Raw genomic sequence first — 26,335 nt, 5'->3', positions numbered from 1 at the left:
CTTTCCAATCAAAAAGACGTTCCGGTCCTGTTCAGGCCAGGGCTTTCCGGTTTAGGTCCTCGATCTCTCCCGGTTCGAAGCGAAACACTCCCCGCCCGCCGGAAAGGGGTTCGTACCGGTCCACCGTCGACCTTGAAAGAAAGTTGAACCAGGACTGAAAGCTCATCCCTTCCGGACAATGTGTGATTTTCTGGACCGATCCGTTATTCAGGAACACGACATGAACCATTTCCATTGTGCTCATCCTCCATCTTTTCTCGTCTCCCGGAAATTCCGGGAGAATGGTTTTTCCCATGACCTGATTGTCAGTAAATGGCCGCTCCGGCACCGACATTGATCGCCGCCTCCTTGAATCGTTCGATGATCTGCCCCGCATCTTCGGGATTCATTCCCGGGTGAAATGGCAGGGCGATGGCCCTCTCTGAAAGTTTCTCCGCAATAGGCGCCATTCCTTTGGAATATCCCCGGGCCAAAAACCAGGGATCGAGGTGAAGGGCTTTTGGAAAAGCCATGGCCTCAATACCGGATTGTCTGAGATCATCGACAATGGCGTTTCTCGAGAGAACCGAGAATCGGGTTCCGAGATGGACCATGTAGGTCATCCAGTTGACCCATTCCACATTGGGGGAGAGATAGAGGTCCTTGACCCCCTCGAAGGAGCGCATGGCATCCTGGTAAGCTTCCAGAAGCAGGGCTCTTTTCTTGAGACCTCCCGCCAGTCGTCCAAGAGAAGAAAGACCGGTCATGGCCAGGGCCGGAGAGATTCCGAGGTCCATTGAGAGAATGGGATCCGGTAGCGACAGGGGCAAGGCCCGATGGCTGTCCCTCATGGCCCGGAAAAGGGTGTCCAGCTCCTCCCTGTCGGTGAGGATTGCCGCATAGGATTCGCCAAGATTGGGGTGCGGCGATCCAAAAGCAAGGATCGACACATCTCCGAAACTTCCTGTGCGTCGGCCCCGGTATTCGGAAAAAAGAGCTTCGGTCGAGTCTTCGATCAGGATCACCGGATGATCTTTTTTGATGTCTTCAAAGCGATCCCAGTCCGCCGGATGGCCAAGGGAGTTTCCGATCAGGACGGCGCGGGTTTTCTCGTTGATCCGTTTTGAGACCTTGTCCGGGTCCAGAGTGAAAGACCAGGAGTCGATATCGGAGACAACAAGCTTCGCTCCGCTCCAGGGAATGGCTCTGGCCGTACCGAACCAGGAAAACGGGGAGGCGATGACTTCGCTTCCCTCGTTGATTCCGAGGGAGGTCAAGACAATATGGAGCGCGATGGATGGGCTGGGGACCAAAAGAACCTTGGCCCTCCCAAAGACAAATCCAAGCCGGGCCTCGAGCGTCTCGACCGGCCTGTCGAATCCCTCCCTTCCGAGAAGAGCGACCCACTGTTCTTCCTCTTCCTTTGTCCATTGGCCACGGTCAAAGGCGATGGGGTTTTCCTGGGGCTTTTCCGTATTCATGACGCCCTCCGTTTTTCCTTGAGAATTCCGGACAGAATGGTTGTCGTCCGGTCAATGTCTCTGGCTGTGGTTGATCGTCCCAGGGAAAATCGGAGCGCCGACAGTGCCTCCTCCCGTGTCTGCCCCATTGCGGTCAGGACATGGGAGGGGTCGATCGATCCGGAGGAGCAGGCCGAGCCCATTGACACGTAGATCCCTTCCCGGACCAGATCCATAAGGAGTTTTTCCGCGGCAATGCCCAAAAATCCCAGATTCGTGATATGGGGAGCCCTAAAAGATGGTTCTTTCGGGCCATTTCTCCGGATAAAAGGAAAATAGTCCATCAGGGATTCCTCAAGGTGATCCCTGAGAAGGGTTATTTTTGCGATACTGTTCTGGAGAAATTCGGCCGCCTCCACCGCTGCATATCCCAGTCCGACGATTCCCGGGACGTTTTCCGTTCCTCCCCGTCGTTTTCTTTCCTGCGAGCCCGGCATGAGAGAGGAGAACGTTTCTCCTTTGCGGAGAAAGAGGGCGCCGATTCCCTTGGGTCCATAAATCTTGTGGGAAGACATGGAGAGGGAGTCCACCCGGACCTTTGAGAGATCAATGGGGACCTTTCCTGTCGCTGCGACGGCGTCCGTGTGAACAAGGGCACCCGCCTTGTGGGCATCGGCCACGATTTCCTCGATCGGCTGGATCGCACCTGTTTCGTTATTGACCCACATGACGGAAACCAGGGCTGTATTTTCGGAAAGGGCGTTTCTCACCGTTTCAGGTTCGATTCGGCCACATGGGTTCACGGGAAGGAGCGTGACCTTGTACCCTTCCTTCTCCAGAAAAGGAGCGAGTCCGAGAATGGAGGAGTGTTCGATCGAACTGATCAGGATTTCCTTTTTTCCGGGTCTTGCCGAGAGGGCTCCCCTGACCGCCGTCTGGTTGGACTCTGTTCCTCCGCTTGTGAAAAGGATCTCCCGCGACTGGGCCGAAAGAAGCCATGCAAGTTTTTCCCTTGCCTGGGAGACCGCTTCCTTGGCTCTCTCTCCCAGGGGATATGGGCTTGATGGATTTCCGTAATCTTCCCGGAAATAGGGAATCATGGATTCAAGGACTCCGGGAGATACGGGTGTCGTTGCCGAGGAATCAAGATCGATAAAAGACGGTTTTTGAATGTTCATGACGCGACCCTTTCCGATGCTGTTTCCAACTGTTTTAACCGGCCATTCGCGATGTCTTTGATAAACGAATCAGGATCCGCGGCCATTTTTAGGAGGACGGTCCCCAATGCGCGTTCCGCGAGCCAGAATCGCACCCGGATATCATTGTCTTCCGTCGCATCCATCCAGAGTTCAGGGCTCAGGCGCTCCAGAACCGCTATCCGGACAAGGGGATCCGGATCATCTTTGAGCTTCAGGTGGTGCGGGGAGGGAATTCTCGCCGCCACAACCCTGCGAACCTCGGCATCGCTGTCCTCCATCAGGGAGAACAGGCTGTCGGGACGAACCCGCAGGGCGACCTGAAGACGGACATAGTAGTCCGGATCAAAAAGCATCATCGGAAGAAGTGAAACCGGAATCCTTGCCGCGACCCGGATCCTGACCTCTCGATCGGGGTCAGCGATCATCCGGATAAGGTCTCTGGATTCCATGAAAAGAGCCACATTCATACGGACTGTTTCATCCGGGTCTTCGATCAAACGCTTTAAAATCTTTTGTGGAAGGTAGCGGGTCACGATCGCCCGAACCTCAAAATAAGGGTCTTGCCAGAATCTTTCCGCCCAGGACGGATTGGTCCGGAAAAAACGTTCAATGTGTCTGGCGTAGGTCGTCCTGACACAGGAGCGCCCCGGGTCGCAAAGAGTTTCCATCCGGAAGGGAAAGACCGGACAGGAGGCGCATTCGTTCTGGCAGGAAACGTTCCCTCCGGAAGGGAGAGGGGAGACAGGAGAATCGATCCTGAATGAACGGTCTGTCTTTTGATTTTTCATTCCTCCTCCTCCTTTCCTCCATTTTCAATCACCCCGATCAGGCGGGTGATTCCCATCCGGTCCCGGGAATCCAGCTCCTGGACCTTTCGGAGGATTTCAAGAGCCTTTTCCATTTCTCCAAGCCGGGCGTGGAGGTATCCCGCCGCCTTCATGGCGAACATGTAGAACCTTGGTTCCTGTTCGTATTCTGAAAAAGCCGCATCTTCCGGTCTGACCTGTTCAAAAGAATCGGGAAGTCCGAGACGGTCACCCATGATCCGGGCCGCTTTCAGCGCATAAGGGATCGCTTCCCTGAGCATTCCCTTGTAAAAGTGGAACTTGTAGATTCCGACCACAACCGGTATGGAGTCCCCGTAAAGCCTGTCCGCCTCCTTCAGGTATTCGAGGGCGAGCTCCGTATCCAGATAGGCCATCGCTGCCGATCTGAGAAGGGCCACCGCTTCAGGAGGAGCTAGAAGAATGGCGGCTCCGGCCGCTTCTTCCCAGGAATCAAGGAGCATGTCCGACATCTTCAGCCTGCCGTATTCTCGGGTCCTTTTTTGGAGCACCCTCCTTCGGCAGGAGCTGGTCCTCCCTCGACATTGAACGATGTTCCGCAACCGCAGGAACTGGTTGCGTTGGGATTTTTAAAAACAAGGGACGTGCTCATCATGTTGTCCTCAAAATCGATTTCGCAGCCATCGACGAGAGGCAGACATTCGTTTGGAATGTGAACGGAAAATCCCGGTCCGGGAAAGACATGGTCGCTTGGCAGGGTCGTGTCGGCGAGTTCCATGTCGTAGGAGTAGCCTGAACATCCTCCCGGCTTGACGATCAGACGGATTCCCGACCGGCTGTTGCCTCCGTTGAACTGGATCATCCTTCGAAGATAGACACTTGCCTTTTCTGTCACTGTAACGCCCACGGTGGTTCTCCTTTTTTCAGAATGAACAAAGAAAGCTTCGCCTCAAGATCCGTGCAGCTTGATCTTCCTGGCCATGAGCAGTTCCCGATCCTCCACAATGGCAGGATCGGGAATGCATGTCAGTTCTATCGGACAGACGACGTTACACTGGGCCTCATCGAAATGACCGACACACTCTGTGCACAGGTCAGGGTCGATCTGGTAGAGGCCATCGTCGTTTGAGAAAATGGCGCTGTTGGGACACGCCAGCTCACAGATCGAGCACCCCGTACAGTTTTCGAGAACGATTGTGTAAGCCATCTGCCCCCTCCTTACGACAGGATTGTGATTGGACTACCAGCAGGAGCGGTATAGGCTCCCGACCTGATCTTTGTCTGGCTTGTGACCTCTTTGGGAGTGATCGCTCCCGACTTGACACCCTCGACATATTCCTTGAAATAGTTGAGGAGGGCCGGTTTGATCGACTGGAACGCAAATTTGTCGATTCCGAGAATGTTGGCTTCTTCCAGCGTCTTTTTAGGGCATCCGCCGATTTTTGCGCACATGACGGCGACACAATCGGAGAGGGCTTCGGTGATTCTTGTCAGTGAATCTTCCTCCCCAAAACCTCCCTCGCAGTAAAGGTCGACCCGGCGATGTCCCACAAATTTGGCTTCATTGGCATCGACCTCATAGACCTGGAATTCCCGGGCATGGCCGAAATGCTGGTTGATCTCACCGCCCCCCTGGGTCGCGACCGCGACAAGGATGGGTGGGGCTTTTTCGAGATCCTTGTTTTGTCCAAGTCCCGAGACGATCATTTCCTTGATCCTTCGCTCCGTTTCCCGGATGTTTTCCACCTTGTCCCGGTATTCTTCGCGGGCTGCGAGGTCGTACTGGACATCTGCGATTTCGATGGCCTCAATTTTTTCATTGGTGAATTCGGCGGAACGGTCCTCACCGAGAAGGCCAACGGCATCGGCCCGGCACTGGCGGCAATGGCGCATCATGTTCATCTCCCCTTCGCAGGAATCCTGGAGATGTTTCAGTTCTTCCGCCGTGGGTCCCCGCTGTCCGTTCAAGCCGTAGAATGTTCCATGCTCCGGCTCGGAGATAAGGGGCATGATGTTGTGGAGGAAAGCGCCCCGTCTTTTGACTTCACGGTTCACATCTTTCAGGTGCTCGTCGTTGACACCGGGAATCATCACGGAATTCACCTTCACCAGAATCTTTCTGGCCGTGAGCATCTCGAGACCCAAAAGCTGTCTTTCGGAGAGAATCTTTGCCGCGTCGCGCCCTCTCCAGCGTTTCTTGTTGAAGTAGATCCAGGGATAGATCTGCTCGCCCACTTCAGGGTCGACCATATTGATGGTGACGGTGACATGGTCGACGTTGTAGTCGGCGATCCTGTCGACCATGTCGGGAAGAGCCAGTCCGTTGGTCGAAAGGCAGAGCTTGATGTCAGGTGCCGCCTTCGAGATCAGTTCGAAGGTCTTGAATGTCTTGTCCGGATTGGCAAGGGAGTCCCCCGCTCCGGCGATGCCGACGACCGTCATCTGATGGATTTCCGATGCGACGGCGAGAACCTTCTTGGCCGCGAGTTCCGGTGTAAGGCGCTCTGAAACCACGCCGGGCCTGGATTCGTTGGAACAATCGTATTTGCGGTTACAGTAGTTGCACTGGATGTTGCAGGCCGGCGCGACGGCCACATGCATACGGGCGTAAAAGTGATGCGCTTCCTCGCTGTAGCAGGGATGATTCTTGACCTTGTTCCAGACTTCGGGATCCATGTCGGCCGGACCTCCCGAGCTGCCACAGGTCGATGTCTCCGAACACCCTGACGCTTCTGTTTCCGGTTCTTGAATCATCTTCAGAAAATTCATGTCCTTGGAATCCATCGTCTCCCCCTTTGTCCCTTTCGCGGGACCGGTTAGCCTTTTTCTTTATCCGAATGTTGCTGCCTCTTTGAATTTCTCGATCATTTCCGTCCCCTGGGTGATCAGCTTTTCTGCTTCTTCCAGGAGCTTCTCCCTGGATGCGAACCCGAACCGGTGCACATCCCTGAGATTCTTGTTCACGACGACGAGACGTCCGCCGATCAGGACCATACGGCCAAATCCCTCGTGGGACATCTTCATCATCGGGGTGACCATCACTCCTGTCCTTTTTTCGATGGACAGGGCGATCGTGTTGTAAAAGATTTCGAGCCTCCAGAGAATGTCCGGATCCGGGTCGCCGATGATGGGAATCGCGCGTCTGGCTTCGGCATCGAGAATGAACGGTTTCAAAACCTGCTCGTCGGTCAGCTTGTCCCAGGCGCCGAAGCCGTCATGGGAGCGGAACTGCAGGGCGAGATCCTTGAAAAACTGTTCTGATGCTGCCTGTGTCGATTCTGTATTGGTCATGGAGTGTCTCCCGCTATTTTTGGATTGGAATGATCTGTTGTCGAAAGGATCTTTCCGTTCTGACCTGCTCTGTCAGTCTTCGAGAAAGTCGGCCTGTTTTTCTCCCTTGTCACGGAGAATCTTTCTCATCCAAGGTGGCGGTGTGCCATTGATGAGAAGTCTGAGTTTTTCAAGAAGATCGGTAATCTTTTCGGGCTTTTCGACCTTGATCGGGTGTACTTTCTGGGCGACAACGCGGGCAGCGCCTGATCCCCCGATGGCCGCCACATACAAGATGGCGCAACCTTTCAATGCATCGATCTTCGGAACCAGCTTGTCCTCGTTTCCGTCCTCGGCCAGATTGGATTCAAAGGAGGCCACATGGGAGAGGTTGAAAGAATCCGGCTCGAGATCGTAAATGGCGATATTCTTGGCCCATCCGAAGTGAGCATCGACGGTTTCCATGTCCTGGGTCGCAAAAGCTATCTTCACGGACGTCCTCCTTCACTTCTTTCATTGAGTCCCTGAAAGGTCACGGGAACAAATTCCTCCGGGTCAACGTCCCCGAAGACGATTGGGGTCTTTTCCCCGACTTCGGGGTACCAGGTGTCGGGCTGGTTTTCCGGATCTCTCGACCACATCATGTTGGACAGGCGAAATAATGTTTCCATCGCTCCCCGATACCCCACGAAAAGTCGGTGGGTCGCCCCGAGCCGGTCAAAGATGGGGAATCCCACCCGGAAAAGGGGGATATTGAGTCGGCTTGCCCCCTGGCGGCCATGGGAATGGGTCACCAAAAGACCCGCGTTTGCGGATCTGGCCTGGCGTTCCAGCGTTCCAAGATCTCCAATGACCGGTTTCGGTCCTGGTGTCTTGGGGAGAAGAGTGGAGGTGGTTGTGGTTACCGATCCGACCATCTCCATTCCGTTTTCTGTCAAAAAATGAGCCAGATCGAACAGGTGGTCGGGTTCAAGACCCATGGCCACCTTGACGCCTCCCAGATAGAAGTGGGCGTCGAGCATGGAGTCGGTCAGACGGTTCCTTTCCCGCTTGAGCCCTTCCGGATAGTCCCGTCCGGAAAGGTTTTTGAGAGTGACCAGAAAACGGTCGAAGGCGTTGATTCCCATCAAGCGGTTGACCACGACATAGGGGATACCGCTTTTTTTCAACAGAGCCTCCCCGGCTCCCCGGAGAGACTCACCGATCACCAGGGTGTGTTCTGAAGAGCCCATCTTCCGGATCTCTTCAACGGTTGTTCCCCCCATGGAAACCGGTTCGAAATTGTCCGGGATAATCCCGTCGAGAGAGCGGGAGAGATCCGGAAGGAAGATCGGAGAAAATCCGAAGTCATTCAGAACGTCCCGGAGATAATCGATATCGGCCACCGTGAGGTGGGATCCCGCCAGGACATTGATCTGGTTCTTGATGGTCTTCTCTCCGGTGACCACCAGCTCCTCGATCGTCCGGATCATGGCATCCCTGAAACCGTCTTCATGGGAGCCGCGGAAGTCGGGAGTCGACACCGCCACCAGTGGAACATCGTCGTGCTCCGGATGTTTTTTCCGGAACAGGGCGACCTCCCCGACGATGTCTTCGCCTTTTGTTTCGGTGAGACCGGTGGAGCAGATCCCGATGACACCCGGCTTTCCTTTCTCAAGAATCTTGAGAATCGCCGCCTGTATGTTGTCGCCGCCTCCGAGAACCGTCGTGACCTCGCTCATCGCTGTGGTCTGGAGGGGGATGGATTCCTTGAAATGACGTCCAAGCAGAACCAGCGCGAAAGAGGTGCATCCTTGTGATCCGTGGAAGACCGGCAGGCTCCGGTCGAGTCCGAGAAAGAAAAGGGCCCCTCCGAGGGGAGAACTCATCTTGAGAGGGTTTTCCGACACGAATTCCGTTGGCGTCTGGATGTTTTCTCCTGGTTTTTCTGTCGTGGTCATCATCTTCTCCTTGCCCTACACCAGCGGTGTGGTCCGGCAGCCGGGGGACCACGGAGCCGGATTCTTGAGCGTCTGGAAAATCGGGTTGGTAATGGTGCGATGGAGCTCGGAGACCAGAGTCACCATGCCCTTGTAACCCGCAAAGGCAAATCGTCTTTCCTGGTTGACATCGAGGAAAGGAACCCTGGCCTTGAGCGCGACAAACTGGGATCTCCCTCCGGCCATGAGGATGTCCGCTTCAGCATCCTTCAGCATCCGGTACATCTCTCTCGGGGTCATGGTGTCGATCATGTGCGCATCTTCGCCCATGAGCTCGGTAATGCGCTCCTTGTCCTCTTTCGTGGACTTTTTGACGCTCGTACCCACCACCACAAGACCCGCTTCCATCAGGGCCGATACCACCGACCAGCTTTTGACTCCGCCGGTGATCAGGAGCGCCCGTTTGCCTTCGAGACCTGGCCGGAAACGTTCAATCGCCGCCCATGCTTCCTTCTCTTCCGACACGATCAGGTCTTCCGTGCGTTCGATGAGATCCGAAGGAGCCCCCCTGTCGACCAGCAGACGGGAAATGTTTCGAAGCGATGTGCTCATGTCGGAGATCCCGTAGAACGAACCCTCGAACCATGGAATCTGGTAGCGCTCTTCCATCTTGCTCGCGATGTTGATCATGGCCTTGCTGCAAACCAGCATGGCGGCCCTTGCCCTGTGGGAAGAGGCGACCTCCCGGTAGCGTGCGTCTCCGCTGATGCAGGCCGATACCCGGATCCCGAGTCGGTCGAGAAGGGGACTGACCTGCCAGAGCTCTCCCGAGAGGTTGTATTCTCCGATGATGTTGAGATCGGTCGGCGTTGTTGTCTCCGGCTCCATGGTTCCGATGACATAGTCCAGGAGAGCTTCTCCCGCCAGCTTGTTCCCGAGATTTTTCCCGCCGACGAAACCGGGAGCGTTGACCGGAATGACCGGCTTTCCGAATTTTTCAGTCGCGGCCTTTGCCACGGCCTCGATATCGTCGCCGATAATGGCGGGAACGCATGTCTGGTACAGAAAGACCGCCGGGGGATCAAAGCGTTCGATGATTTGGCGGATGGCCTTGAAAAGGTGTTTTTCTCCGCCATAGATGACGTCCATCTCGTTCATGTCCGTCGTAAAGCCTGTGCGATACAGTCTGGATCCGGAGGACAGCGCAGAGCGGTTGTCCCAGGAGTTCCCCTCGCAGGCGATCGGGCCATGAACCAGGTGGGCGGCATCGACGATGGGCTGGAGGGCAATCTTGGCGCCGTCAAATGCGCATCCGCCAGCTGCTGCTCCTGGTGTTGCCACTTTCGTGCAACCCTTTTTACGATCTTTTTCCGATTTGGCCTTGTTGTGACCGCAGGCCGGTTCTTCAAAAACTTCCTGAACCTTTTGGTTTAGCATGGTGTTCTCCCAAAATCCGGGGAGAGATTTCTTTTCTCCCCGGCATCCGATGCAAGTGTTTCCCGTGTTACCGAATGATGTCGTAGCTGTAGTCCGTCTTGCTGGGAACATTGGTGTTCTTGTCGATTTCGTCGAAGATCTTGTCGAGGATCTTCACGAGGACGTTCATCGCCCCCTGGTAGCCGACTGTCGGGTAGCGGTGGTGATGGTGACGGTCGAAGATCGGGAATCCGATCCGGAGCAACGGCGTTCCTGTGTCTCTTTCAAGGTATTTCCCGTAGGTGTTTCCGATCAGGAAGTCCACCGGTTCGGTAAAGAGAAGGCTTCTCATGTGCCAGAGATCACGGCCCGGGTACGCATGGCATCCGGCTCCGAATGGGGAGGTGGCGAAAAGGGCGTTCATCTTTTCTTCCCAATCCTTGCCGCCGTTTGTGGCCAGGACATGCACCGGTTCGGCACCGAGCTCCATAAGAAACTCGGATAGACCCAGCATCTGGTCGGGATCGCCGTAAAGGGCAAACTTCTTTCCGTGGATATGTGAGGTGGAATCGGCCACGGCATCGACCAATCGTCCTCTTTCAAGCTTGATGGACTCCGGAATTTCCTTTCCGGTCAGCTCGGAGAGCGCCATCAGCCAGCGATCGGTTGCCCGGACTCCGATGGGGTACTGGAACGCCATCGTCTTCTGCCCGAGACTCTGGGCATATTCGAGCGATTTGGGAGTGTTGAACTCCTGGAAAGAGACGGTCGCCTTCGAATGCAGGGCTTCCTTGGCCTCTTCAAGGGTCGTACCGCCCATGTACATCCGGAAGGTTCCGTCTGTCGGGGTGTCGAAGACGTCGCTTGTGTCGGAGAGAATGATGGCCTTGATGCCCATCTCCTTCAAAACCCTTTTCAGCTCCCGGATGTTGCCGACGGCGTAGCCATCAAATCCCATGACGATGTTGATCGTCTCGTTTTCGGTACGTTCTTTCTTGGCCCAGAAATGCTCCATGATTCCTTTCAGGGCATTGTCGTAGCCGGTGATGTGGGAACCGACAAACGCAGGCGTATGAGCGAACGGGACATCATATTCTTCCGGTACGGAACCCTTTTCCTTCGAGGTCTTGATGAAGGCGTTGAGATCGTCGCCGATGACCTCGGCCATGCAGGTCGTCGAGACGGCGATCATCTTGGGCTTGTACATGGCGTAGGCGTTGGCCAGTCCATCGATCATGTTGTTGAGACCACCGAAGACGGCAGCATCTTCCGTCATGGAAGAGGAGACGCAGGAGGTCGGTTCCTTGAAATGACGGGAGAGATGACTTCTGTAATAAGCCACGCAGCCCTGGGATCCATGGACGAACGGAAGCGTATTTTCAAACCCGAGAGCCAGAAAGACGGCTCCCAGGGGTTGACAGGCCTTGGCCGGATTGACCGTCAGGGAATCCCTGTTGAAGTTCAGTTCCTTGTATTCCTCGGTTTTGGTCCACTCGATGATGCGAGAGACCTCATCCTCCGGATGGGGATTTTCAAAGTTCTTTTTCTTGTTCTCGAACATCTCCACATATTCCGGTTCCCGGAAAAGATTGAAGTGATCTAGAACGTGTTTTGGATTCTGGCTCATTGTCTGTTCCTCACATGAAACGGGCGGCAAGCCTGCCCGACCGGACTGGTTGTTGGCATTGCCTCAAAAGGGGGCCTTTGCCATTTGCCAGACTGGATTGTTGATTGCCATGTCCATGTCCCGGGCAAAGATCGTAAAACCGTCGTACCCGTGATAGGGGCCGGAATAATCCCAGGAGTGCATCTGACGGAATGGATATCCCATCTTCTGGAAAACATATTTTTCCTTGATTCCGGAAGCTACGAGGTCAGGCTTGAGGGCCTCGACGAACTTCTCGAACTCGTATCCCGTAACATCGTCGTAGATGATGGTTCCGTCCTTGACGTAGTGAGTGGTGCGCTGGTAGTCGTCGTTATGGCCGAACTCATAGCCGGTTCCGATGACATTCATGCCGAGATCTTCATAGGCGCCGATCACGTGTCGTGGCCTGAGTCCGCCGACGAACAGCATGACCGTCTTGTCTGCAAGCCGTGGCTTGTATTTTTCGATGGTGGCCTTGGTCAGGGCTTCATATTTGGCGATGACCTTTTCCGCATTTTCCTTGATGGTGTCATCGAAGAAAGCGGCGATCTTCCTGAGGGATTCGGCGATCTTCGAAGGTCCGAAGAAGTTGTATTCCACCCATGGAATCCCGTACTTCTCTTCCATGTGACGGGAGATGTAGTTCATGGAGCGATAGCAATGGAGAACGTTCAGCTTGACCTTCGGGGTATTGATGAGCTCCTCGATCGAACCGTCTCCAGACCATTGGGCAACGACCCTGAGCCCCATTTCTTCGAGGAGGATCCTGGAAGACCAGGCATCTCCGCCGATGTTGTAATCGCCGATGATGGCCACATCGTAGGGAGTTGTCTCGATGGGCTTGCCTGTTTTTTTGTCAAAAACCCAGTCGCGGATCGTATCGTTGGCGATATGGTGTCCGAGTGACTGGCTGACTCCCCGAAATCCTTCGCAGCGGACCGGCACGATGGTCTTTCCGTTGTGTTCCTTGCTCTTTTTCTTCGAGACCGCCTCGATGTCGTCTCCAATGAGACCGATCGGGCATTCCGACTGGATGGTGATTCCGTTGTTCAGGGGAAACAGGACTTCGATCTCGTCGATGATTTTCTCGAGCTTCTTGTCTCCACCGAAGACGATATCCTTCTCCTGGAAGTCGGAGGTGAACTGCATGGTGACAAAGGAGTCGACGCCTGTTGTGCCGATGTAGTAGTTTCTGCGCGCGGCCCAGGAATATTGCCCGCAACCCACGGGACCGTGGCTGATGTGAATCATGTCCTTGATGGGGCCCCAGACCACTCCCTTGGATCCGGCATAGGCGCATCCGCGAATGGTCATCACGCCAGGGACGGTCTTGATGTTGGACTTGACTCCGCAATCCGGCTTTCCCTCTTCGAAGACATTCAGGTGCTTTTCGCGTTTTTTCCGGGTTTTTTCGGGGTAGACGCTCAGGACCTCCTCAATAATTTTTTTGGCTTCTTCAATGTTGTTGCTCATGGAACCCTCCGATCGGATGGCGATTCAGGGACATTTCCCTGCATAAGGTGGGACAGAAGGAAGATAGAAGGGGGAGCAGCTCCCCCTTCATGATTGAAAAGAGCGAGAATCAGGCGATGGCAACCTCATCGACTTTTTTGCCGATCAGGGATTCGTCGACGGTCTTCATGATGCCGAAATCCATCAGCAGTTCTTCAAGATCGTCCATGGTGATAGGTGTCGGGATTGTTCCCTTTCCTGCATTGGCATCGATCTTTTTGGCAAGCTGACGATATTCTTCGGCCTGGCTGGATTCCGGTGCGAACTCGAGAACGGTCATGCGGCGAAGCTCAGCGTGCTGGACAATGTTGTTTCTGGGAACGAAATGGATCAGCTGGGTGTTAAGGCGTTTTGCGAGTGCTTCGATCAGTTCGTATTCGCGATCGGTCTGGCGTTCGTTGCAGACGAGTCCGCCGAGACGCACGCCGCCGGAGTTGGCATATTTCAAGATACCCTTGGCGATGTTGTTGGCAGCGTACATGGCCATCATTTCGCCGGAGGTAACGATATAGATTTCCTGGGCCTTGTTTTCCCGGATCGGCATGGCGAATCCGCCGCAGACGACATCACCGAGAACGTCGTAAGAGACATAGTCGACACCTTCGTAGGCACCATTCTCTTCGAGGAAGTTGATCGAGGTGATCACACCGCGACCGGCACATCCGACACCTGGCTCAGGACCGCCGGATTCGACGCAACGGATGTCCCTGAAGCCGACTTTCATGACATCTTCAATTTCGAGATCCTCAACCGTTCCGGCCTCGGCTGCGAGGGAAAGGACGGTGTTCTGGGCCTTTTCGTGAAGGATGAGTCGTGTTGAATCCGCTTTTGGATCACAGCCGACGATCAGGATCTTCTTTCCCATTTCGCTGAGGGCTGCCAATGTGTTCTGGGATGTTGTGGATTTGCCGATGCCGCCTTTACCATAGAATGCAATCTGACGCATAATGTTTCCTCCTGGTTGTCTGCCTCCTCGTTCGGGAGAAGGGCAGAAATGAAAAAAGCCGAATGAAGATATCTTCATTCGGCTTCAGCGCCTGGTCGGCATATTGTACCGACCCCGTTTAGTTTTCTGTTCCTTCAATCCATTTCTTTCAGCTCCTTCCCCGAAAGACTCTGCCTCGAATCTTTCGGAAAATGGCTGGCGTGATATTACTAGCAATGAGCGTGCCAGATCCGCATGTTATGCTTGAAACAGGATTTCTGCTTTTCTGGAAAAAGGAAATGTGATCACAAAATGTCAACAATCGTACCATTTAGGTACAAAAATGGTATGGGGTCAAAGGGACCTCTCACCCCCCTGTCAATTTTCCATAAAATCCAAATGACAAAATAAGTTAAAGATTTTACAGGTCTATCGGAGCATTGTCGTCAGGGAGCATTTTTACTTCCGCTGTCTGTTTCGTTAAAAAGAAGCGCGAGGGATTTCCGGAATCTCGATGAGCGGGAGAGCTCCAGGGCCCGTTGGAAATTTTTCTGGGCCAGACTCTCCGCTCCCTCTTTCTTGTATACAATTGAGAGATATCCCAATACCACCGGATCCCGGGGTCTTTTTTGAATGATTTCGTGAAGGAGAATGGATGCCTCTCCATAATGGCCGGTTCGGATATCCGCATAGGCCATCAGCCTCTTGAATCCTGTGGGCCAGCTTCGGGAGAAGCGCATTCCGTCAAGGATCTCTTTAGCCTGTGGATATTGATGTCGCTCCAGCAACGTATGGGCGCGGCTGATGAGGATATGTTCTCCTGCCGGGGAGTTTTCCATCTGCCCAAGTTCAAGAATCTTTCCCGCTTCCCTTTCCTTCCCTTCCCTGTGAAGGATGATGGAAAGATTATTCCTGTACTTGAGGTTCAGGGGATCAAGATTCGATGCCTGGCGGTAATCCTTTTCCGCCTCGACCCACCGATGGTCCTGATAGGCCTTGTAGCCATCGCGTTCGAACAAATAGGCGGATTCTGTTTTTGTGGGAGTCTCCGCACAACCGGAAAGAACCGAAAAGAGGATGAGACACCCAAAGAAGGCTCGGTAAAGGATTTTTCTTTCCATTTTTTTGGTATTCATTTTATTCTCCTCTGTATCCGAAGACACCGTTATACCAGACAGTCGCCATTCCGAATGGGGTATACATCTGCGGAATATTCGACTGGTAAAGGGGTAACGCTACCCCGACGCTCCATGTGACCGCCATTTTCCCGGTACTGGGATACTTCACTTCAAAGGACGGTGCGACCCATAAATAGCTCCAGGAAGGCACTGTCGCATTTCCGAAGACAAGGCTTGAGCCTGTTTGTGTCTGCCCCACCACCTCCAGGACATATCCGAGTCCGTAGTTGTCGTTCAGAATCTGTTCAACAGCGAGCGAATAGTCGACAAGATTTCCGTCCACCATGTTGAATCGGCCCGATTGGCATTGACCGGACGCCGTACAGGGAATGGGGGTGAAGGTGACATTGTTGGAGGCATAGTTGGCGCCCACTGTGGCCGGGTTTTGCACAATATCTCCCGCCATGAAATACAGACGGAAGGGTTTCGCACTTTTTTTAGCGATCAGGTAGAGCCCTTCGTTGGTGGTTCCGTTTCCCATCTGGTCGAGTCCGTTGGCTGTCGGGCTGAGTTCCGTGTATTTCCCGGTGGGGAGGACAATCTGTGGTTCGATGGTCAGGGATGGCCGGTGCCACAGGGAATAGACATCGTGTTCCAATAGAAAGTTGTATCGGAAAAAGATCACGGTATCTCCCACGCCCCAGCGGGTTATTCTCTGGTTGTTTGTTCCCGCGCTGTCCTGGGAATTGATTCCGACAGGGACGACCAGATCCATCTCAAGGTTTTTCATAAGTCCCACATCAATGCGCGATTCTCCGCTCATGGATGACAGGTTCAGTCCCTGGCCAAACATCAGATTGTCGGACCAGGCACTGCGGACAAAAAAGGATCCGACCGGAACGGTATTGGCGTTCCCTGTAAAAAATGGGCCGCTTGTCAATGGTCCCCATGGGAGGTAGTCCGGTTTCATCAATTTGTCGAACTCCGGGAGAAGATCATCCTCGGAGGGAGGCTGGATATTGGAAGGCGCCCCATTTTGACTGTCCGTTCCGGTCGGGGCAGGAGAGCTTGACCAGGCCGCATTCGGAACGGGCAGTAAAAGCAGAAGAACGGGAATGGCGATGCGTATGCCGGAGAGTATGTCCATCTTCGGGTCCTCCTGTATTTTAAAGAGAAGCATGTTCTGGAGGCTGGTGGATCTTTTCTCCAACCTCCAGAACGTTCACGATAACAACGGAAATCTATCTGGCTACGACATCTCCTCCGCCTGGTCCCCAATACCAGTAAATCGAAAAATTGGGGTTGATCGACTGGTATTGATTGGTTCCGGCGATCGGCAAAAGCACGCCGATGGAACAGATGATGTTTCTGGACAGATTGGTTTCGAAGGTGGGTTGAAGTCCCCAGATGTTGAACGCACCGACATGGGCGCCTCCTCCATTGATCGGGAGGCCGTCGACAGAGAAGGGGAGACCGGACTCCCCGGCAAACTCCAAGATGAATCCGGTGCCTGTTTTGTCATTGATCATGGTTTCGGCTCCCAGCCGGTACTGGGCGATATCTCCGAACTGGACGAGTGGTTTTCCGGGGGATCCCGCTATTGCCGCATTGTTTGGAAAGTCATATGTGTAGAAAAAATCTGCGTAGAGTCGAAATGGTTTGGCAATATAACGGGTCAGAAGAGCCGGGGTGATGGCCGGAGCTCCATAGTGGGTGGATGGAATCCTGGCAAGAGGGGGTAATCCTCCCGGAGGAACAGGAGCATTCGTCCAGCTTGATGTTGGAAGGGTCACATGCATGGCGAATGCCATCGAGGGGATTTTCCGGTCCGGGTGCTGGACAAAGAAACGGTACTTGATCTCCATGGTCAGATCCGAGAATCCGCTTCCGTTGTTGATCCGTCCGTCGGCTCCGGACCAAAGCGAGACCATCGATGGGAAAATGGTGAATTGGGTGTTGTCCGTCAGTCCGACTCCGATTTCCGCAAGGGAAAGAAGCTGTGTCTGGTAAAAGCCGGCAGGAAGGGAATGAATGCCTCCGCTGTCGGTATACTGGGCTTGGGTAAACTGGCCATAGAAGAATGGCCGGATATAGAACTCTCCCGGAGGGGCGGTGTCGGCCATGGGAATGAGCTCCGGTCCTGCAGAAAGAGGGTTCCACATCTTCCGGTAGGCTTTAAGGGCATCTATCCCGTTCCAGGACAATCCGTCACCATCCGGTGATGGGGTGTTACCGGCCTTGTCCGATTTTTTGATTTTGTCGGCTGTGGCGGGAGATGTCTGGCTTTGGGTATCGGCAAAAGCCTGTTTGAATCCGGGTATTGATACAAGGAGAATCAACAGCAAATATTTCACCGGAAAAAGCGGTTTTCCGTGTCTTCTTGTGATATGAAACGGTCTCATGGCGATCCCTTTCGATTCTTGTGTTTTTCGACGGAAGTGAATGTTCCAAAGACAGGACTGTGTCTTTGGAAGTGGTCGCAAGAAATCGGAGGTGATCTATGGAGCGCGGATTCGGGTGGGTCCCGAGAAGAGTCTTTTCTGGGCAAGTGGAATGTTTTTGGATTTTTTGGGAAAGGATTGGGGGCAGGGCAGGACAAAGAAGAAAAAGAGGAACAAAAGGAGAATGGATCCAGGGATGATATCGATCGCTTCTCTTGGGCGACGATAGAGCGATCTCATGGTGCTGATCTGTTCCGGATCTCCCCTTACCGGAGACGAAGATGAAATCTGGGGATCGGAAATCAGGGCGTTCCCGTCGGCAAATACCGGGAAATCGATTCCCTGATTGAACCGGTTGGTCCTTGTGGAGGGCTTGTTTTCAGACAAGGATGGAGTGATTGTTCCTTCCACGAAACGCTTATTGGTAAAGATCCGGTTCTTCTTCATGACCGGTCTGAAATCGCTCTTTGCTTCCCAGATTTTTCCCGGGATCAAAATGTTTTCTGTAATGGTCAGGACGGCTCCTTGTCCAGGGGCTCTTTCCAGACGATGGTTTGTTTTTGAAATGGTCAGGACCGTATTCATTCCCAGAAGAAAAACCATTACCGCCGGAATTCCCCCAAGAGCGAGGAGACCAGAGATCATTCCCCCTGAGAGAATCCAGATCTCAAGAGGGTTTCTCTGTTGATCGGCCTTTGAGACCTTCTCGTAGACTCCGGATTTCAGGAGACCCCTTCGGGCGATGAGATATTCCGAAAAAAGGAATCCGGCGAGGAAAAGGGCGAAAAATGCCGGTCCGGGCAAGGTGATTTTCTCCCGTATCAAAATCGCTCCGAGAGCGATCAGAACGGCGGATGAAGAAAGAGACGGAAGAATGGTCCGGATATCGTGCCTCCGGTAAGAGCGGAGACCCCCGGAGCCGTGGCAGAAGGGAAGCAAACCCAAAAAACCGGCCAGAAGATTGGCAAGACCCAGCCAGCACGAGGTGATGTTTCCTGTCAGTCTGTCTCTGGACTGTTCGGAAAGAGTATCGGATGTCTGCTTTTCCCGGACCGTTGCCAGAATTCCATTGATAAGAGTGACCGGCAATTGGGGAAGAACCAGTAGAAGAACTTCAAGAAGGCTTCCTGGTGCATGGGGGCCGAACCCTGGGTTCGATCCCGTAAATCGGGAAAGGTTGATCCCCGGAATGTGATGAAGACCCCAAAGAAGGAGAGAAATCCCCCCCACGCTGGTGACATAGATGGAGACCGCCCGTTTCACTCCCCTGATGGCGCGATCGTCCAGAATACGGGACAGTCTGTCGGTGAGTCCGGACTGACCGGACAGGAAGAGCAATATTCCCAATAGAACCGCTGAAATGGATGCGATCATGGGTGTCGGGTGCAGGATCAGAAAGAGAAAGGCCCAGACTTTCAGGGGCTGAAGGGGGAGGGGTGTTCTGAAGATCAGCGCGGACATAAGATAGGCGCATCCGAGGTAGAGGAAATTCAGACCCAGACTTCTGGCATCTCCTCCCGACTCGGAATCGACGAGAATTCCGGTAATGGGCACAAGGAACCAGAGGTCGAAGAACGATCCCCATAATTCCCTGGGCCGGAATGTCCCCAGACCGATTTTTGAAAAAGCGCAAAATAAGCGTAAGCGTTCCATTGGCAGTATTCGCCCGCAATTGATGGCGACAGCTCCTTCGCTTTGAATCGTGATTTGTTTTGACAGTGGGATAAAACAGAATTTGAACGACAGGCTTTCGTCAGCCCGGGTGGTTTTTTTGACTAAGCAATATTGATGCCGATGGTTAGAAGAGCTGGAATTCCCTCTCTTCATTCAGAATCTGGTGTGGAAAAGAGACGGCTTTATGAATTCAAAAATGTTTTTTTGTTTACAATTGTTGTAGGTTGCCCTTACCTCAATATCTGGGGTCATCCAGACCCGGAAAAGGGGTAGGCGTTTTGGATTTTCCAATTAGGATTGACTCGATTGTCCAGATCTGATAACTTTCCCCGGTTAAGGATTAAAGGAGGAGCCATGAGCAAAGTTTCTGTCATTTTAAAGCAAGATGTTGAAAAATTGGGAAAAGCTGGGGATCTCGTTCAGGTGTCAAAGGGCTTTGCCAGAAACTTCCTGATGCCCAAGCAGTTGGTCATTGAAGCGGACAGGCATAATCTTGAGCTTGTTGAACTTCATCGGAAGCAGGCCAAGGAGCGTGCCGAGAAACACCATCAGTCACTTCTCGTTCTCGCAGGACGCCTTTCAGAGATGGAGCTTACCCTTTCCGTCAAGGTTGGGGATGCTGACCGTTTGTTCGGTTCGGTTACGGCTCAGGATATTGTCGACGGTTTGCAAAAACACGAGATTCATCTTGATCGCAAACAAATCCATCTCGAGCGTCCCATAAAGGAACTCGGACATTGTGTTGTTCCCGTCAGGCTGGGAGAGAAAGTCCAGGCCAACCTCAAGGTTGAGCTGGTTCCTTCTGCCTGAACCTGTCCGGACAGAAACAATCGTAATCAGGGGGGCTTTCGCCCCCCAATTCATAAGGGAGAAATTGCACCATGTCCATTACATTCAAGCCGAGCAATCTTCGGCGCAAGAGAACACATGGTTTTATGAAGAGAATGTCCACGCCACAGGGACGCAATGTGATCAAAAGACGCAGGGCAAAGGGTCGTCATCGCCTGACCGTTTGACTCAGGTTTTCGTATCTTGAAGTGGGTCCCTCTGCGAAAATCCCAGATTCAGGAGATGATCCGGAGTCCTTCCCGCAAGATCTCCCTCCAGGAATGTGTCGTATTTTATCAGCCAGGTGATGCTTTACAGGTTTCAGTCATCTCCGGCCGCAAGCTTGGCAAAGCTCATGAGAGAAATCGTATCCGCCGCCGGATACGCGAAGCGATCCGGCCTCTTGGACTCATTTCGGAGGGGCAATGGATTTTCATGGGAAGACGTCCGGCCATCAAGGTCGAGTTTCTCCTGATGCAGGCTCACCTGCAGAAAGCCCTGAAGGAGATCCTGCGGGAACGGCCAGACGGGTCTCCATCGGTCTGATTGTCGCTTACAAGCGCTTCATGTCCCCATGGTTGGCTCCATCGTGCCGTTTTGAACCCTCATGCTCATCCTATTCTGCCGAGGCTTTTCGGAAATACCCTTTTTTGAAGGCTTTTCGGAAATCCCTCTGGAGAATCCTCCGGTGCAATCCGTTCCATCCCGGTGGCAGGGACGATCCCTAGGTTCCCCTTCTGAGCTTTCTCCCCCTATTCATTGGATATGAAGGAAAGGTCCTTACCTCAATGTTAAAAAAACTCCTTCCGGTTGTCTTGATCGTTCTGGCTTTCAATTTTCTGATCTATACCATCTGGGAAAAACCAAAAACCAAGGATCTTCCTCCTACCGCACAAAAAACATTGGAAGCCCTTTCGATCCCGATGGTTGATGATCCATTGACGGCACTAGCCCCGATCAATGGCTCCGATGTCCACTGGACCGTTTCCCTGAAATCCGGACAGGTTGTCGGTTGGCAACTGGCCCATTATTCTCACATTTCCAATGGTAAACCGCTGGAACTTCTTCCCCGGAAACCCGGTTTCTCTTCCATGGGGCTTTACACCAAATCTTCCGGAACACTGATTCCTCTTTATCCGGCCACGATCACCCTCAACGGAAATCCTCTTTCCATGACCGCCCAGTCGATTTCGACCGGATCGGCGCTTCTTGAAGAAAAGTTCATGGTGAACGGGAACCCCGTCACATTGTCATTGACGCTTCCTTCATCCGGATATGAAGTCGCTGTCGCAATCAAAAACCCCGGCAAGGCGGCCGTTGTATTCGGGTCGGGCGAGAATTTCGGCCTTTCGCAAATTACCCAGAGCTACGGAACGGAGTTTCAGGGCCCAATTCACTCGACCGAAGGGAAGATGGAAGAGGTCAAGAAGGACGGAGCTTTTTCTTTTGATCATCCCCTTGCATGGCTTGGAAACGAGGACAAGTACTTTATCGGGCTTTTCGCAAATCCAAAGGGAGTTTCCCTTTCCGATATCCATCGCTCGGGAGCAAACTCCTGGATTCAGATGGAAACACTGGGAGACGCTACCTTTTCCGTTATCGGTGAACCCAAAAGATACTCGCTTCTAAAAGCCCAAAACCCTTCGCTGATTGATACGATCGATTTCGGATGGTTCATGTTTGGCCGGATCATGTTCATCAGTCTCATTGCCAAACCGCTTTTTCTCCTGATGACCTATCTTCACCATGTTTTTCATAATTATGGTCTGGCGATCATTCTGGTGACGATCATCATCAAGCTGATCTTTTCTCCACTGGCGTTCATGAGTTATCGAAGCATTCACCAGATGCAGACACTTCAGCCAGAAATCAAGAAACTCCAGAATCAGTATAAAGACGACAAGGCAGCCCTCAATCAGGCTTTAATGGCGCTTTATAAGGAACGGCGGGTCAATCCCCTTGGCGGATGTTTGCCAATGTTGGTCCAGATCCCTGTTTTCGTCGCCCTTTATAATATTCTGAACAATACGGTGGAGCTTCGTCAGGCCCCCTTTATGCTCTGGATCCATGATCTTTCCCTGAAGGATCCTTACTATATCCTTCCTGTACTGATGGGTTTGACAATGATTCTCCAATACCGTCTGAATCCGGCCTCTCCGGATCCTGTACAGCAGAAAGTCATGATGGTCGTTCCTGTCATCATGACTTTTTTCTTCTTGAATTTTCCGTCTGGACTTGTTCTTTATTGGCTGGTCAACAATATGCTGACGATCCTTCAGCAATATCTGACGACGAGTTACCTGAAAAAACAGTCCGCCTGACATCAGGAGAAAGTCATGGACCAGATCGTTGCCCTGGCGACACCCTTGGTTCCCGGTCCCTTGGGGATCGTGCGTCTGTCGGGGCCCGATCTGCTCTCCACCTTTGGGAAGGTTCTTTCTCCCTTTCCGGAATCCCCTACCCCCCGACACGCTTATCTGACTTCTGTTATCAATTTGGACGGGATTCCTGTTGATGAAGGGATTGTTTTGTATTTTCGAGCGCCCGACAGCTTTACAGGGGAAGATATCCTAGAGTTCCAGATGCATGGAAATCCCCATTCTCTCCGCAAAATCCAGAATCTGCTCATTTCCCTTGGTGCCCGTACGGCAAAGCCTGGAGAGTTTTCCTACAGGGCTTTTTTGCACAAGAAGATGACCCTTTTAAAGGCTGAATCCCTGAACAGGATGATTCAGGCTCCTTCCTATCAAACTTATCTGCAGGGTTTAAAAAACTTTATATCTCCTTCGGATGATCCTTTGGCTCGCCTCAGGGAGGATCTGGTCGCCCTTCTGGCTCATTTTTATGTCGTAGTGGATCACCTGGATCTTCCCGATGAGGAAGCTCCTGAGCTTTCAGATCTCCTTGGCCGCATGGACCAGATCCTGCTAAAACTTTCGTCCATGGTACGGGATCAAAAACGGGGGCTGAAAAAGCGATCCGGATTCACCGTCGCTCTTGTCGGCCATCCCAATACCGGGAAATCGAGCCTTTTTAACCGTATTCTCGGAGAGTCGAGAGCAATAGTCTCGACCGTTCCGGGAACAACAAGGGATGTTATCGAAGGTCGCTATCAAACCGCTTTTGGGGATGTGATCCTTCTGGACACAGCGGGCATTCGGGTTACAGATGATCCTCTTGAAAAAGAGGGAATCCGGATGACAAAATCTCTCCTGAAAGAGATTTCTCTTGGGATATTCCTGCGGACTCCCGAAGATCCTTCTCCTGTCTTACTGAACCACACGGGAGAGTTTCTGACAGTCCTGAACAAGTCGGACCTTCTTCCAAAGGGCTCCCTCAACCGTTTTCTAAAGGAGCTTTCTCCTGCTCCTTCCGTCCTTTACCCCGTTTCTTCCAGAACGGGAAGGGGGCTTCCCGAGCTCTTAATGGCAATAGGCGAACGGGCGAGGATCTATTATGAGGGTGGATCCGTAAACTCTGGAGGGGATTCTTCTCCAATCCGACTGGATTTGCTACAGCGTTTTCAACGGTCAATGAGGCAGGCGCGGATTCCGCTTTCTGCAGGCCAGTTTCTCGAGTCACTCCACAGACTTGAGCAAATGCGCAGAGAGTGGGAGGATCTGTTTGGTGTCGTCTCTCATGAAGAAGTTTATGACCGGATCTTTTCAACCTTTTGTATCGGGAAGTAGTTTGGAGGAATCGTGAATTCATGGGATGTGGTCGTTGTAGGAGGAGGTCATTCTGGTATTGAGGCTGCTTTGGCTTCCTGCCGGATGGGGCTCCGCACTCTTCTGATCACGCTGAATCTTGATATGATCGGGCAAATGTCCTGCAATCCTTCCGTGGGAGGGATCGGTAAAGGGCATATTGTTGCAGAAATTGAGGCTATGGGCGGGGGCATGGGACGGCTTGCAGATCAGTCCGGGCTCCAGTTTCGTATGCTGAATACCCGGAAAGGTTATGCTGTTCAGGCTCTGCGGGTCCAGACCGACCGGTATCGTTATCGTGATTTGGCGAGAAGACTTCTGGAGTCCTATCCTGGTCTCTCGTTGAGGCAAGGAGAGGTTGTCGGCGTTGAGGTGATAGGGGGGAAGGTCCAATCTCTTCTTCTTCACGACGAGACCAGAATTTCCGGGAAGTCCTTTGTTTTGACGACGGGGACCTTTCTCTCGGGTATCCTTCATCAGGGCTTTTCCACTCTTGAAGGAGGACGATCCGGAGACCGGGCTTCAAAACGACTTTCCAGACCTCTATCGGAAGATCTGGGGCTTCAGCTCGGCCGCCTTAAAACCGGGACACCACCAAGATTATCAGGCAAAACCATAGACTGGGCAAAATTAACGATTCAGCCTGGGGATGATCCTCCTTCTTTTTTCTCTGGAAAAACAACCGGGATTTTTTATGAAGGTGCTCAAATTCCTTGTCATCTGACCAGGACAACGGCCCAAACATCAGAGATCATCCGAAACAACCTTGACCGCTCACCCCTCTACAGCGGAAAAATCCGCGGGATTGGTCCCCGATATTGCCCTTCTATTGAAGATAAAATCGTCAAGTTTCCTGACCGGGACTCCCACCACATTTTTATTGAGCCGGAGGGTCTTGGAATCGATGAGGTCTATCCAAACGGAATCTCCACGAGTCTACCGGTCGATGTTCAGGAACAGATCGTCGCATCGATCCCCGGTCTTGAAAGAGCCGCCATCATGCGCCCCGGTTATGCGGTGGAATACGACTTCGTTTTTCCGGACCAGCTTGATCATGGTTTAAAGGTTCAACATCTGGAAAATCTTTTTCTTGCAGGGCAGATTAATGGGACGACTGGTTATGAAGAGGCCGCGGGGCAGGGACTTGTAGCCGGAATCAACGCGGCAGCTTATGCCCGCGGCTCTTCCTTCTGGTATCCGGACCGGTCGTTATCGTATCTCGGTGTCATGGTTGATGATCTTGTAACCCAGGGAATTGACGAGCCTTATCGGATGTTCACCTCAAGAGCGGAAAATCGTCTCTCCCTTCGCTATCACAATGCGGATATGCGTCTCTCTCCGGTCGCCATTGAACTTGGATTGTTGGGGGAAGACCAGAAAGAGGGATTCCTTCAAAAGATGGAGGAATTTTCTGCGGGGAGGGGAGAGATCTCCCGTAAGGTCATTGACGGGAAAAAGGCGATTGATCAATTGAAAAGGCCTGAAATGTCTTTTGATGATCTCTTTTCCGAAGATTCCTCCGCTTTGTGTTCATGGCCAATATCCTGGAAGATTGCTTTTGAGTCTGAGGTCAAATATGAGGGGTATATTCAGATCCATGATTCGCGGAGTCCATTGGCAGCCGAGACGATCATTCCTCCTTCAATCCTGCAAGAAGATGTCCCTGGGATTTCGACTGAAATGATGGTTCGTCTGAGAAAGGCAAACCCCCGGACTTTTTCTGATGCAAGTCAGGTAAAAGGCGTCAGCCCTGGAGCGCTTGAGGCTCTCAGGATGAGGCTGAAGCGTCAAAAGTCGGTTCATGGTGGCTGAACAGGAACGTCTTCTGGATCAATATTGCGACTTGTTACTCCATTGGAACTCCAGGGTTCGCTTGACAGGATTCCACACCAAAAGCGAAATCCAAAAAAATCTCATTTTTGAGCCAGCGAGTGCCTCCAGGTATTTCTCCTTGCAGAATGATCCTTTTCCTCTTGTAGATCTGGGATCCGGGAATGGATCTCCAGGAATCATTTTTGCCATTTTAAATCCTGCCAGGCCCATATTCTTAATTGAGCGTCGCCAAAAAAAAATGACCTTTCTACTGTATGCCGCCGGAAACCTCAAACTGTCCAATGTTCATGTTCTGGAAGATATTACGATGATTAAGCCGTATCTTTCAGGGAGCCAAGTCGATATCTGGTCGAAGGCAGTTTCCTGGGAAGATCTTTTGAAGGCGTGTTTACCGCTATTGCCTCTGTACTCTCCGATCCGGATTCGAAAATTTGGTGAGGATCTTCCTTTATTGACTTGCTCTTCCATGGCTGTTCATGGGATAACATTCAAAGATTTTAAGGAATCCGGACAGTCTGGAAAAGTGGCAGACTTTTATGTCTCAGAAGCTCTTTTGTCTGGCCAAACCGGCCTTTGATGAGGATTGTTCCACGTGGAACAATCGGCTAAAAAGACTATGTA

The 26,335-nt window shown here is 52.6% G+C and carries 27 protein-coding genes; 8 read left to right on the top strand and 19 right to left on the bottom strand.

Going from position 1 to position 26,335, the window contains the following annotated elements; all coding sequences use genetic code 11:
- Positions 1-31 precede the first annotated feature (31 nt).
- From LFE_RS12400 to LFE_RS12310, 19 genes are all read right to left on the bottom strand, one after another.
- The gene (locus tag LFE_RS12400) at positions 32-334 is read right to left on the bottom strand and encodes a hypothetical protein (RefSeq protein WP_014450564.1); all 303 of its coding nucleotides are present in this window, start codon (positions 332-334) and stop codon (positions 32-34) included.
- Entirely contained in the window at positions 306-1,460 is a 1,155-nt protein-coding gene (locus LFE_RS12395) for a DegT/DnrJ/EryC1/StrS family aminotransferase (RefSeq protein ID WP_014450563.1), read from the bottom strand. The genes LFE_RS12400 and LFE_RS12395 overlap by 29 nt, the downstream gene beginning before the upstream one ends.
- Entirely contained in the window at positions 1,457-2,617 is a 1,161-nt protein-coding gene (locus tag LFE_RS12390; RefSeq protein ID WP_014450562.1) for a cysteine desulfurase family protein, read from the bottom strand. Before LFE_RS12390 ends, LFE_RS12395 begins: the two co-directional genes overlap by 4 nt.
- Positions 2,614-3,426 carry a 4Fe4S-binding leucine-rich repeat protein gene (locus LFE_RS12385; RefSeq protein ID WP_014450561.1) on the bottom strand — a complete coding sequence of 271 codons (813 nt, stop codon included), beginning with the start codon at positions 3,424-3,426 and terminating at the stop codon, positions 2,614-2,616. Before LFE_RS12385 ends, LFE_RS12390 begins: the two co-directional genes overlap by 4 nt.
- Positions 3,423-3,926: a tetratricopeptide repeat protein gene (locus tag LFE_RS12380; protein ID WP_014450560.1), complete on the bottom strand. Its 504-nt coding sequence runs from the start codon at positions 3,924-3,926 to the stop codon at positions 3,423-3,425. The genes LFE_RS12385 and LFE_RS12380 overlap by 4 nt, the downstream gene beginning before the upstream one ends.
- Positions 3,927-3,937: 11 nt before the next feature.
- Positions 3,938-4,330 (bottom strand): HesB/IscA family protein, encoded by a 393-nt coding sequence (locus LFE_RS12375; RefSeq protein ID WP_014450559.1) that lies wholly within the window; start codon positions 4,328-4,330, stop codon positions 3,938-3,940.
- 42 nt (positions 4,331-4,372) lie between these two features.
- The gene (locus LFE_RS12370; RefSeq protein ID WP_014450558.1) at positions 4,373-4,630 is read right to left on the bottom strand and encodes a YfhL family 4Fe-4S dicluster ferredoxin; all 258 of its coding nucleotides are present in this window, start codon (positions 4,628-4,630) and stop codon (positions 4,373-4,375) included.
- 11 nt (positions 4,631-4,641) lie between these two features.
- Positions 4,642-6,207, bottom strand: a complete 1,566-nt coding sequence (gene nifB, locus LFE_RS12365; protein WP_014450557.1) for a nitrogenase cofactor biosynthesis protein NifB — start codon at positions 6,205-6,207, stop codon at positions 4,642-4,644.
- A gap of 45 nt (positions 6,208-6,252) precedes the next feature.
- Complete coding sequence (locus LFE_RS12360) at positions 6,253-6,714, bottom strand: NifX-associated nitrogen fixation protein (protein WP_014450556.1); 462 nt, start codon at positions 6,712-6,714, stop codon at positions 6,253-6,255.
- A gap of 72 nt (positions 6,715-6,786) precedes the next feature.
- Positions 6,787-7,185: a nitrogen fixation protein NifX gene (gene nifX / locus LFE_RS12355; protein ID WP_014450555.1), complete on the bottom strand. Its 399-nt coding sequence runs from the start codon at positions 7,183-7,185 to the stop codon at positions 6,787-6,789.
- Complete coding sequence (nifN, locus tag LFE_RS12350; RefSeq protein WP_014450554.1) at positions 7,182-8,633, bottom strand: nitrogenase iron-molybdenum cofactor biosynthesis protein NifN; 1,452 nt, start codon at positions 8,631-8,633, stop codon at positions 7,182-7,184. Before nifN ends, nifX begins: the two co-directional genes overlap by 4 nt.
- A 15-nt stretch (positions 8,634-8,648) precedes the next feature.
- Complete coding sequence (nifE, locus tag LFE_RS12345; RefSeq protein ID WP_014450553.1) at positions 8,649-10,049, bottom strand: nitrogenase iron-molybdenum cofactor biosynthesis protein NifE; 1,401 nt, start codon at positions 10,047-10,049, stop codon at positions 8,649-8,651.
- A 67-nt stretch (positions 10,050-10,116) separates the two neighbouring features.
- Positions 10,117-11,655 (bottom strand): nitrogenase molybdenum-iron protein subunit beta, encoded by a 1,539-nt coding sequence (nifK, locus tag LFE_RS12340; protein WP_014450552.1) that lies wholly within the window; start codon positions 11,653-11,655, stop codon positions 10,117-10,119.
- Between the two features lie 63 nt (positions 11,656-11,718).
- On the bottom strand, positions 11,719-13,149 hold the full coding sequence (gene nifD / locus LFE_RS12335) for a nitrogenase molybdenum-iron protein alpha chain (protein ID WP_014450551.1): 1,431 nt from the start codon (positions 13,147-13,149) through the stop codon (positions 11,719-11,721).
- A 109-nt stretch (positions 13,150-13,258) separates the two neighbouring features.
- Positions 13,259-14,134 carry a nitrogenase iron protein gene (nifH, locus tag LFE_RS12330; protein WP_014450550.1) on the bottom strand — a complete coding sequence of 292 codons (876 nt, stop codon included), beginning with the start codon at positions 14,132-14,134 and terminating at the stop codon, positions 13,259-13,261.
- Between the two features lie 425 nt (positions 14,135-14,559).
- Positions 14,560-15,249, bottom strand: a complete 690-nt coding sequence (locus LFE_RS12325; protein WP_014450549.1) for a tetratricopeptide repeat protein — start codon at positions 15,247-15,249, stop codon at positions 14,560-14,562.
- A 1-nt stretch (position 15,250) separates the two neighbouring features.
- Positions 15,251-16,378, bottom strand: a complete 1,128-nt coding sequence (locus tag LFE_RS12320; RefSeq protein WP_014450548.1) for a hypothetical protein — start codon at positions 16,376-16,378, stop codon at positions 15,251-15,253.
- Positions 16,379-16,472: 94 nt separating this feature from the next.
- Positions 16,473-17,633, bottom strand: a complete 1,161-nt coding sequence (locus LFE_RS12315; RefSeq protein WP_014450547.1) for a hypothetical protein — start codon at positions 17,631-17,633, stop codon at positions 16,473-16,475.
- Between the two features lie 96 nt (positions 17,634-17,729).
- A complete protein-coding gene (locus LFE_RS12310; RefSeq protein ID WP_041774504.1) occupies positions 17,730-19,325 on the bottom strand; it encodes a putative sulfate/molybdate transporter in 1,596 nt (531 codons plus the stop codon).
- 375 nt (positions 19,326-19,700) lie between these two features.
- Between LFE_RS12310 and rplI the strand changes: the two genes are divergently transcribed.
- From rplI to LFE_RS13375, 8 genes are all read left to right on the top strand, one after another.
- A complete protein-coding gene (rplI, locus tag LFE_RS12305) occupies positions 19,701-20,156 on the top strand; it encodes a 50S ribosomal protein L9 (RefSeq protein ID WP_014450545.1) in 456 nt (151 codons plus the stop codon).
- Between the two features lie 71 nt (positions 20,157-20,227).
- Complete coding sequence (gene rpmH / locus LFE_RS13840; RefSeq protein ID WP_081495440.1) at positions 20,228-20,362, top strand: 50S ribosomal protein L34; 135 nt, start codon at positions 20,228-20,230, stop codon at positions 20,360-20,362.
- 16 nt (positions 20,363-20,378) lie between these two features.
- Positions 20,379-20,720 (top strand): ribonuclease P protein component, encoded by a 342-nt coding sequence (gene rnpA / locus LFE_RS14450; RefSeq protein WP_041774502.1) that lies wholly within the window; start codon positions 20,379-20,381, stop codon positions 20,718-20,720.
- 20 nt (positions 20,721-20,740) lie between these two features.
- Complete coding sequence (gene yidD / locus LFE_RS14445) at positions 20,741-20,902, top strand: membrane protein insertion efficiency factor YidD (protein ID WP_232502531.1); 162 nt, start codon at positions 20,741-20,743, stop codon at positions 20,900-20,902.
- A 60-nt stretch (positions 20,903-20,962) separates the two neighbouring features.
- On the top strand, positions 20,963-22,495 hold the full coding sequence (gene yidC, locus LFE_RS12295; protein WP_014450544.1) for a membrane protein insertase YidC: 1,533 nt from the start codon (positions 20,963-20,965) through the stop codon (positions 22,493-22,495).
- A 15-nt stretch (positions 22,496-22,510) separates the two neighbouring features.
- Complete coding sequence (locus tag LFE_RS12290) at positions 22,511-23,863, top strand: tRNA modification GTPase (RefSeq protein ID WP_014450543.1); 1,353 nt, start codon at positions 22,511-22,513, stop codon at positions 23,861-23,863.
- Between the two features lie 12 nt (positions 23,864-23,875).
- Positions 23,876-25,693, top strand: a complete 1,818-nt coding sequence (gene mnmG, locus LFE_RS12285) for a tRNA uridine-5-carboxymethylaminomethyl(34) synthesis enzyme MnmG (RefSeq protein ID WP_014450542.1) — start codon at positions 23,876-23,878, stop codon at positions 25,691-25,693.
- Positions 25,683-26,291, top strand: a complete 609-nt coding sequence (locus LFE_RS13375; RefSeq protein ID WP_014450541.1) for an RsmG family class I SAM-dependent methyltransferase — start codon at positions 25,683-25,685, stop codon at positions 26,289-26,291. Before mnmG ends, LFE_RS13375 begins: the two co-directional genes overlap by 11 nt.
- The last annotated feature ends 44 nt before the right edge of the window (positions 26,292-26,335 follow it).

The organism is Leptospirillum ferrooxidans C2-3, assembly GCF_000284315.1.
Classification (GTDB): Bacteria; Nitrospirota; Leptospirillia; order Leptospirillales; family Leptospirillaceae; genus Leptospirillum; species Leptospirillum ferrooxidans.
The sequence above is the reverse complement of the archived record's forward strand: the minus strand, read 5'-3'. Positions and strand labels throughout refer to the sequence as shown.

Coding starts and splice junctions, on each gene's coding strand:
- LFE_RS12400 (WP_014450564.1), bottom strand. CDS start 334: ATGTCGGTGCCGGAGCGGCCATTTACTGACAATCAGGTCATGGGAAAA.
- nifB (WP_014450557.1), bottom strand. CDS start 6,207: ATGGATTCCAAGGACATGAATTTTCTGAAGATGATTCAAGAACCGGAA.
- LFE_RS12385 (WP_014450561.1), bottom strand. CDS start 3,426: ATGAAAAATCAAAAGACAGACCGTTCATTCAGGATCGATTCTCCTGTC.
- nifK (WP_014450552.1), bottom strand. CDS start 11,655: ATGAGCCAGAATCCAAAACACGTTCTAGATCACTTCAATCTTTTCCGG.
- LFE_RS12315 (WP_014450547.1), bottom strand. CDS start 17,633: ATGAGACCGTTTCATATCACAAGAAGACACGGAAAACCGCTTTTTCCG.
- rplI (WP_014450545.1), top strand. CDS start 19,701: ATGAGCAAAGTTTCTGTCATTTTAAAGCAAGATGTTGAAAAATTGGGA.
- LFE_RS12390 (WP_014450562.1), bottom strand. CDS start 2,617: ATGAACATTCAAAAACCGTCTTTTATCGATCTTGATTCCTCGGCAACG.
- LFE_RS12380 (WP_014450560.1), bottom strand. CDS start 3,926: ATGCTCCTTGATTCCTGGGAAGAAGCGGCCGGAGCCGCCATTCTTCTA.
- LFE_RS12360 (WP_014450556.1), bottom strand. CDS start 6,714: ATGACCAATACAGAATCGACACAGGCAGCATCAGAACAGTTTTTCAAG.
- LFE_RS13375 (WP_014450541.1), top strand. CDS start 25,683: ATGGTGGCTGAACAGGAACGTCTTCTGGATCAATATTGCGACTTGTTA.
- LFE_RS12395 (WP_014450563.1), bottom strand. CDS start 1,460: ATGAATACGGAAAAGCCCCAGGAAAACCCCATCGCCTTTGACCGTGGC.
- yidC (WP_014450544.1), top strand. CDS start 20,963: ATGTTAAAAAAACTCCTTCCGGTTGTCTTGATCGTTCTGGCTTTCAAT.
- nifE (WP_014450553.1), bottom strand. CDS start 10,049: ATGCTAAACCAAAAGGTTCAGGAAGTTTTTGAAGAACCGGCCTGCGGT.
- rpmH (WP_081495440.1), top strand. CDS start 20,228: ATGTCCATTACATTCAAGCCGAGCAATCTTCGGCGCAAGAGAACACAT.
- LFE_RS12290 (WP_014450543.1), top strand. CDS start 22,511: ATGGACCAGATCGTTGCCCTGGCGACACCCTTGGTTCCCGGTCCCTTG.
- yidD (WP_232502531.1), top strand. CDS start 20,741: ATGTCCCCATGGTTGGCTCCATCGTGCCGTTTTGAACCCTCATGCTCA.
- LFE_RS12310 (WP_041774504.1), bottom strand. CDS start 19,325: ATGGAACGCTTACGCTTATTTTGCGCTTTTTCAAAAATCGGTCTGGGG.
- LFE_RS12320 (WP_014450548.1), bottom strand. CDS start 16,378: ATGGACATACTCTCCGGCATACGCATCGCCATTCCCGTTCTTCTGCTT.
- LFE_RS12325 (WP_014450549.1), bottom strand. CDS start 15,249: ATGAATACCAAAAAAATGGAAAGAAAAATCCTTTACCGAGCCTTCTTT.
- nifD (WP_014450551.1), bottom strand. CDS start 13,149: ATGAGCAACAACATTGAAGAAGCCAAAAAAATTATTGAGGAGGTCCTG.
- LFE_RS12370 (WP_014450558.1), bottom strand. CDS start 4,630: ATGGCTTACACAATCGTTCTCGAAAACTGTACGGGGTGCTCGATCTGT.
- nifN (WP_014450554.1), bottom strand. CDS start 8,633: ATGACCACGACAGAAAAACCAGGAGAAAACATCCAGACGCCAACGGAA.
- nifH (WP_014450550.1), bottom strand. CDS start 14,134: ATGCGTCAGATTGCATTCTATGGTAAAGGCGGCATCGGCAAATCCACA.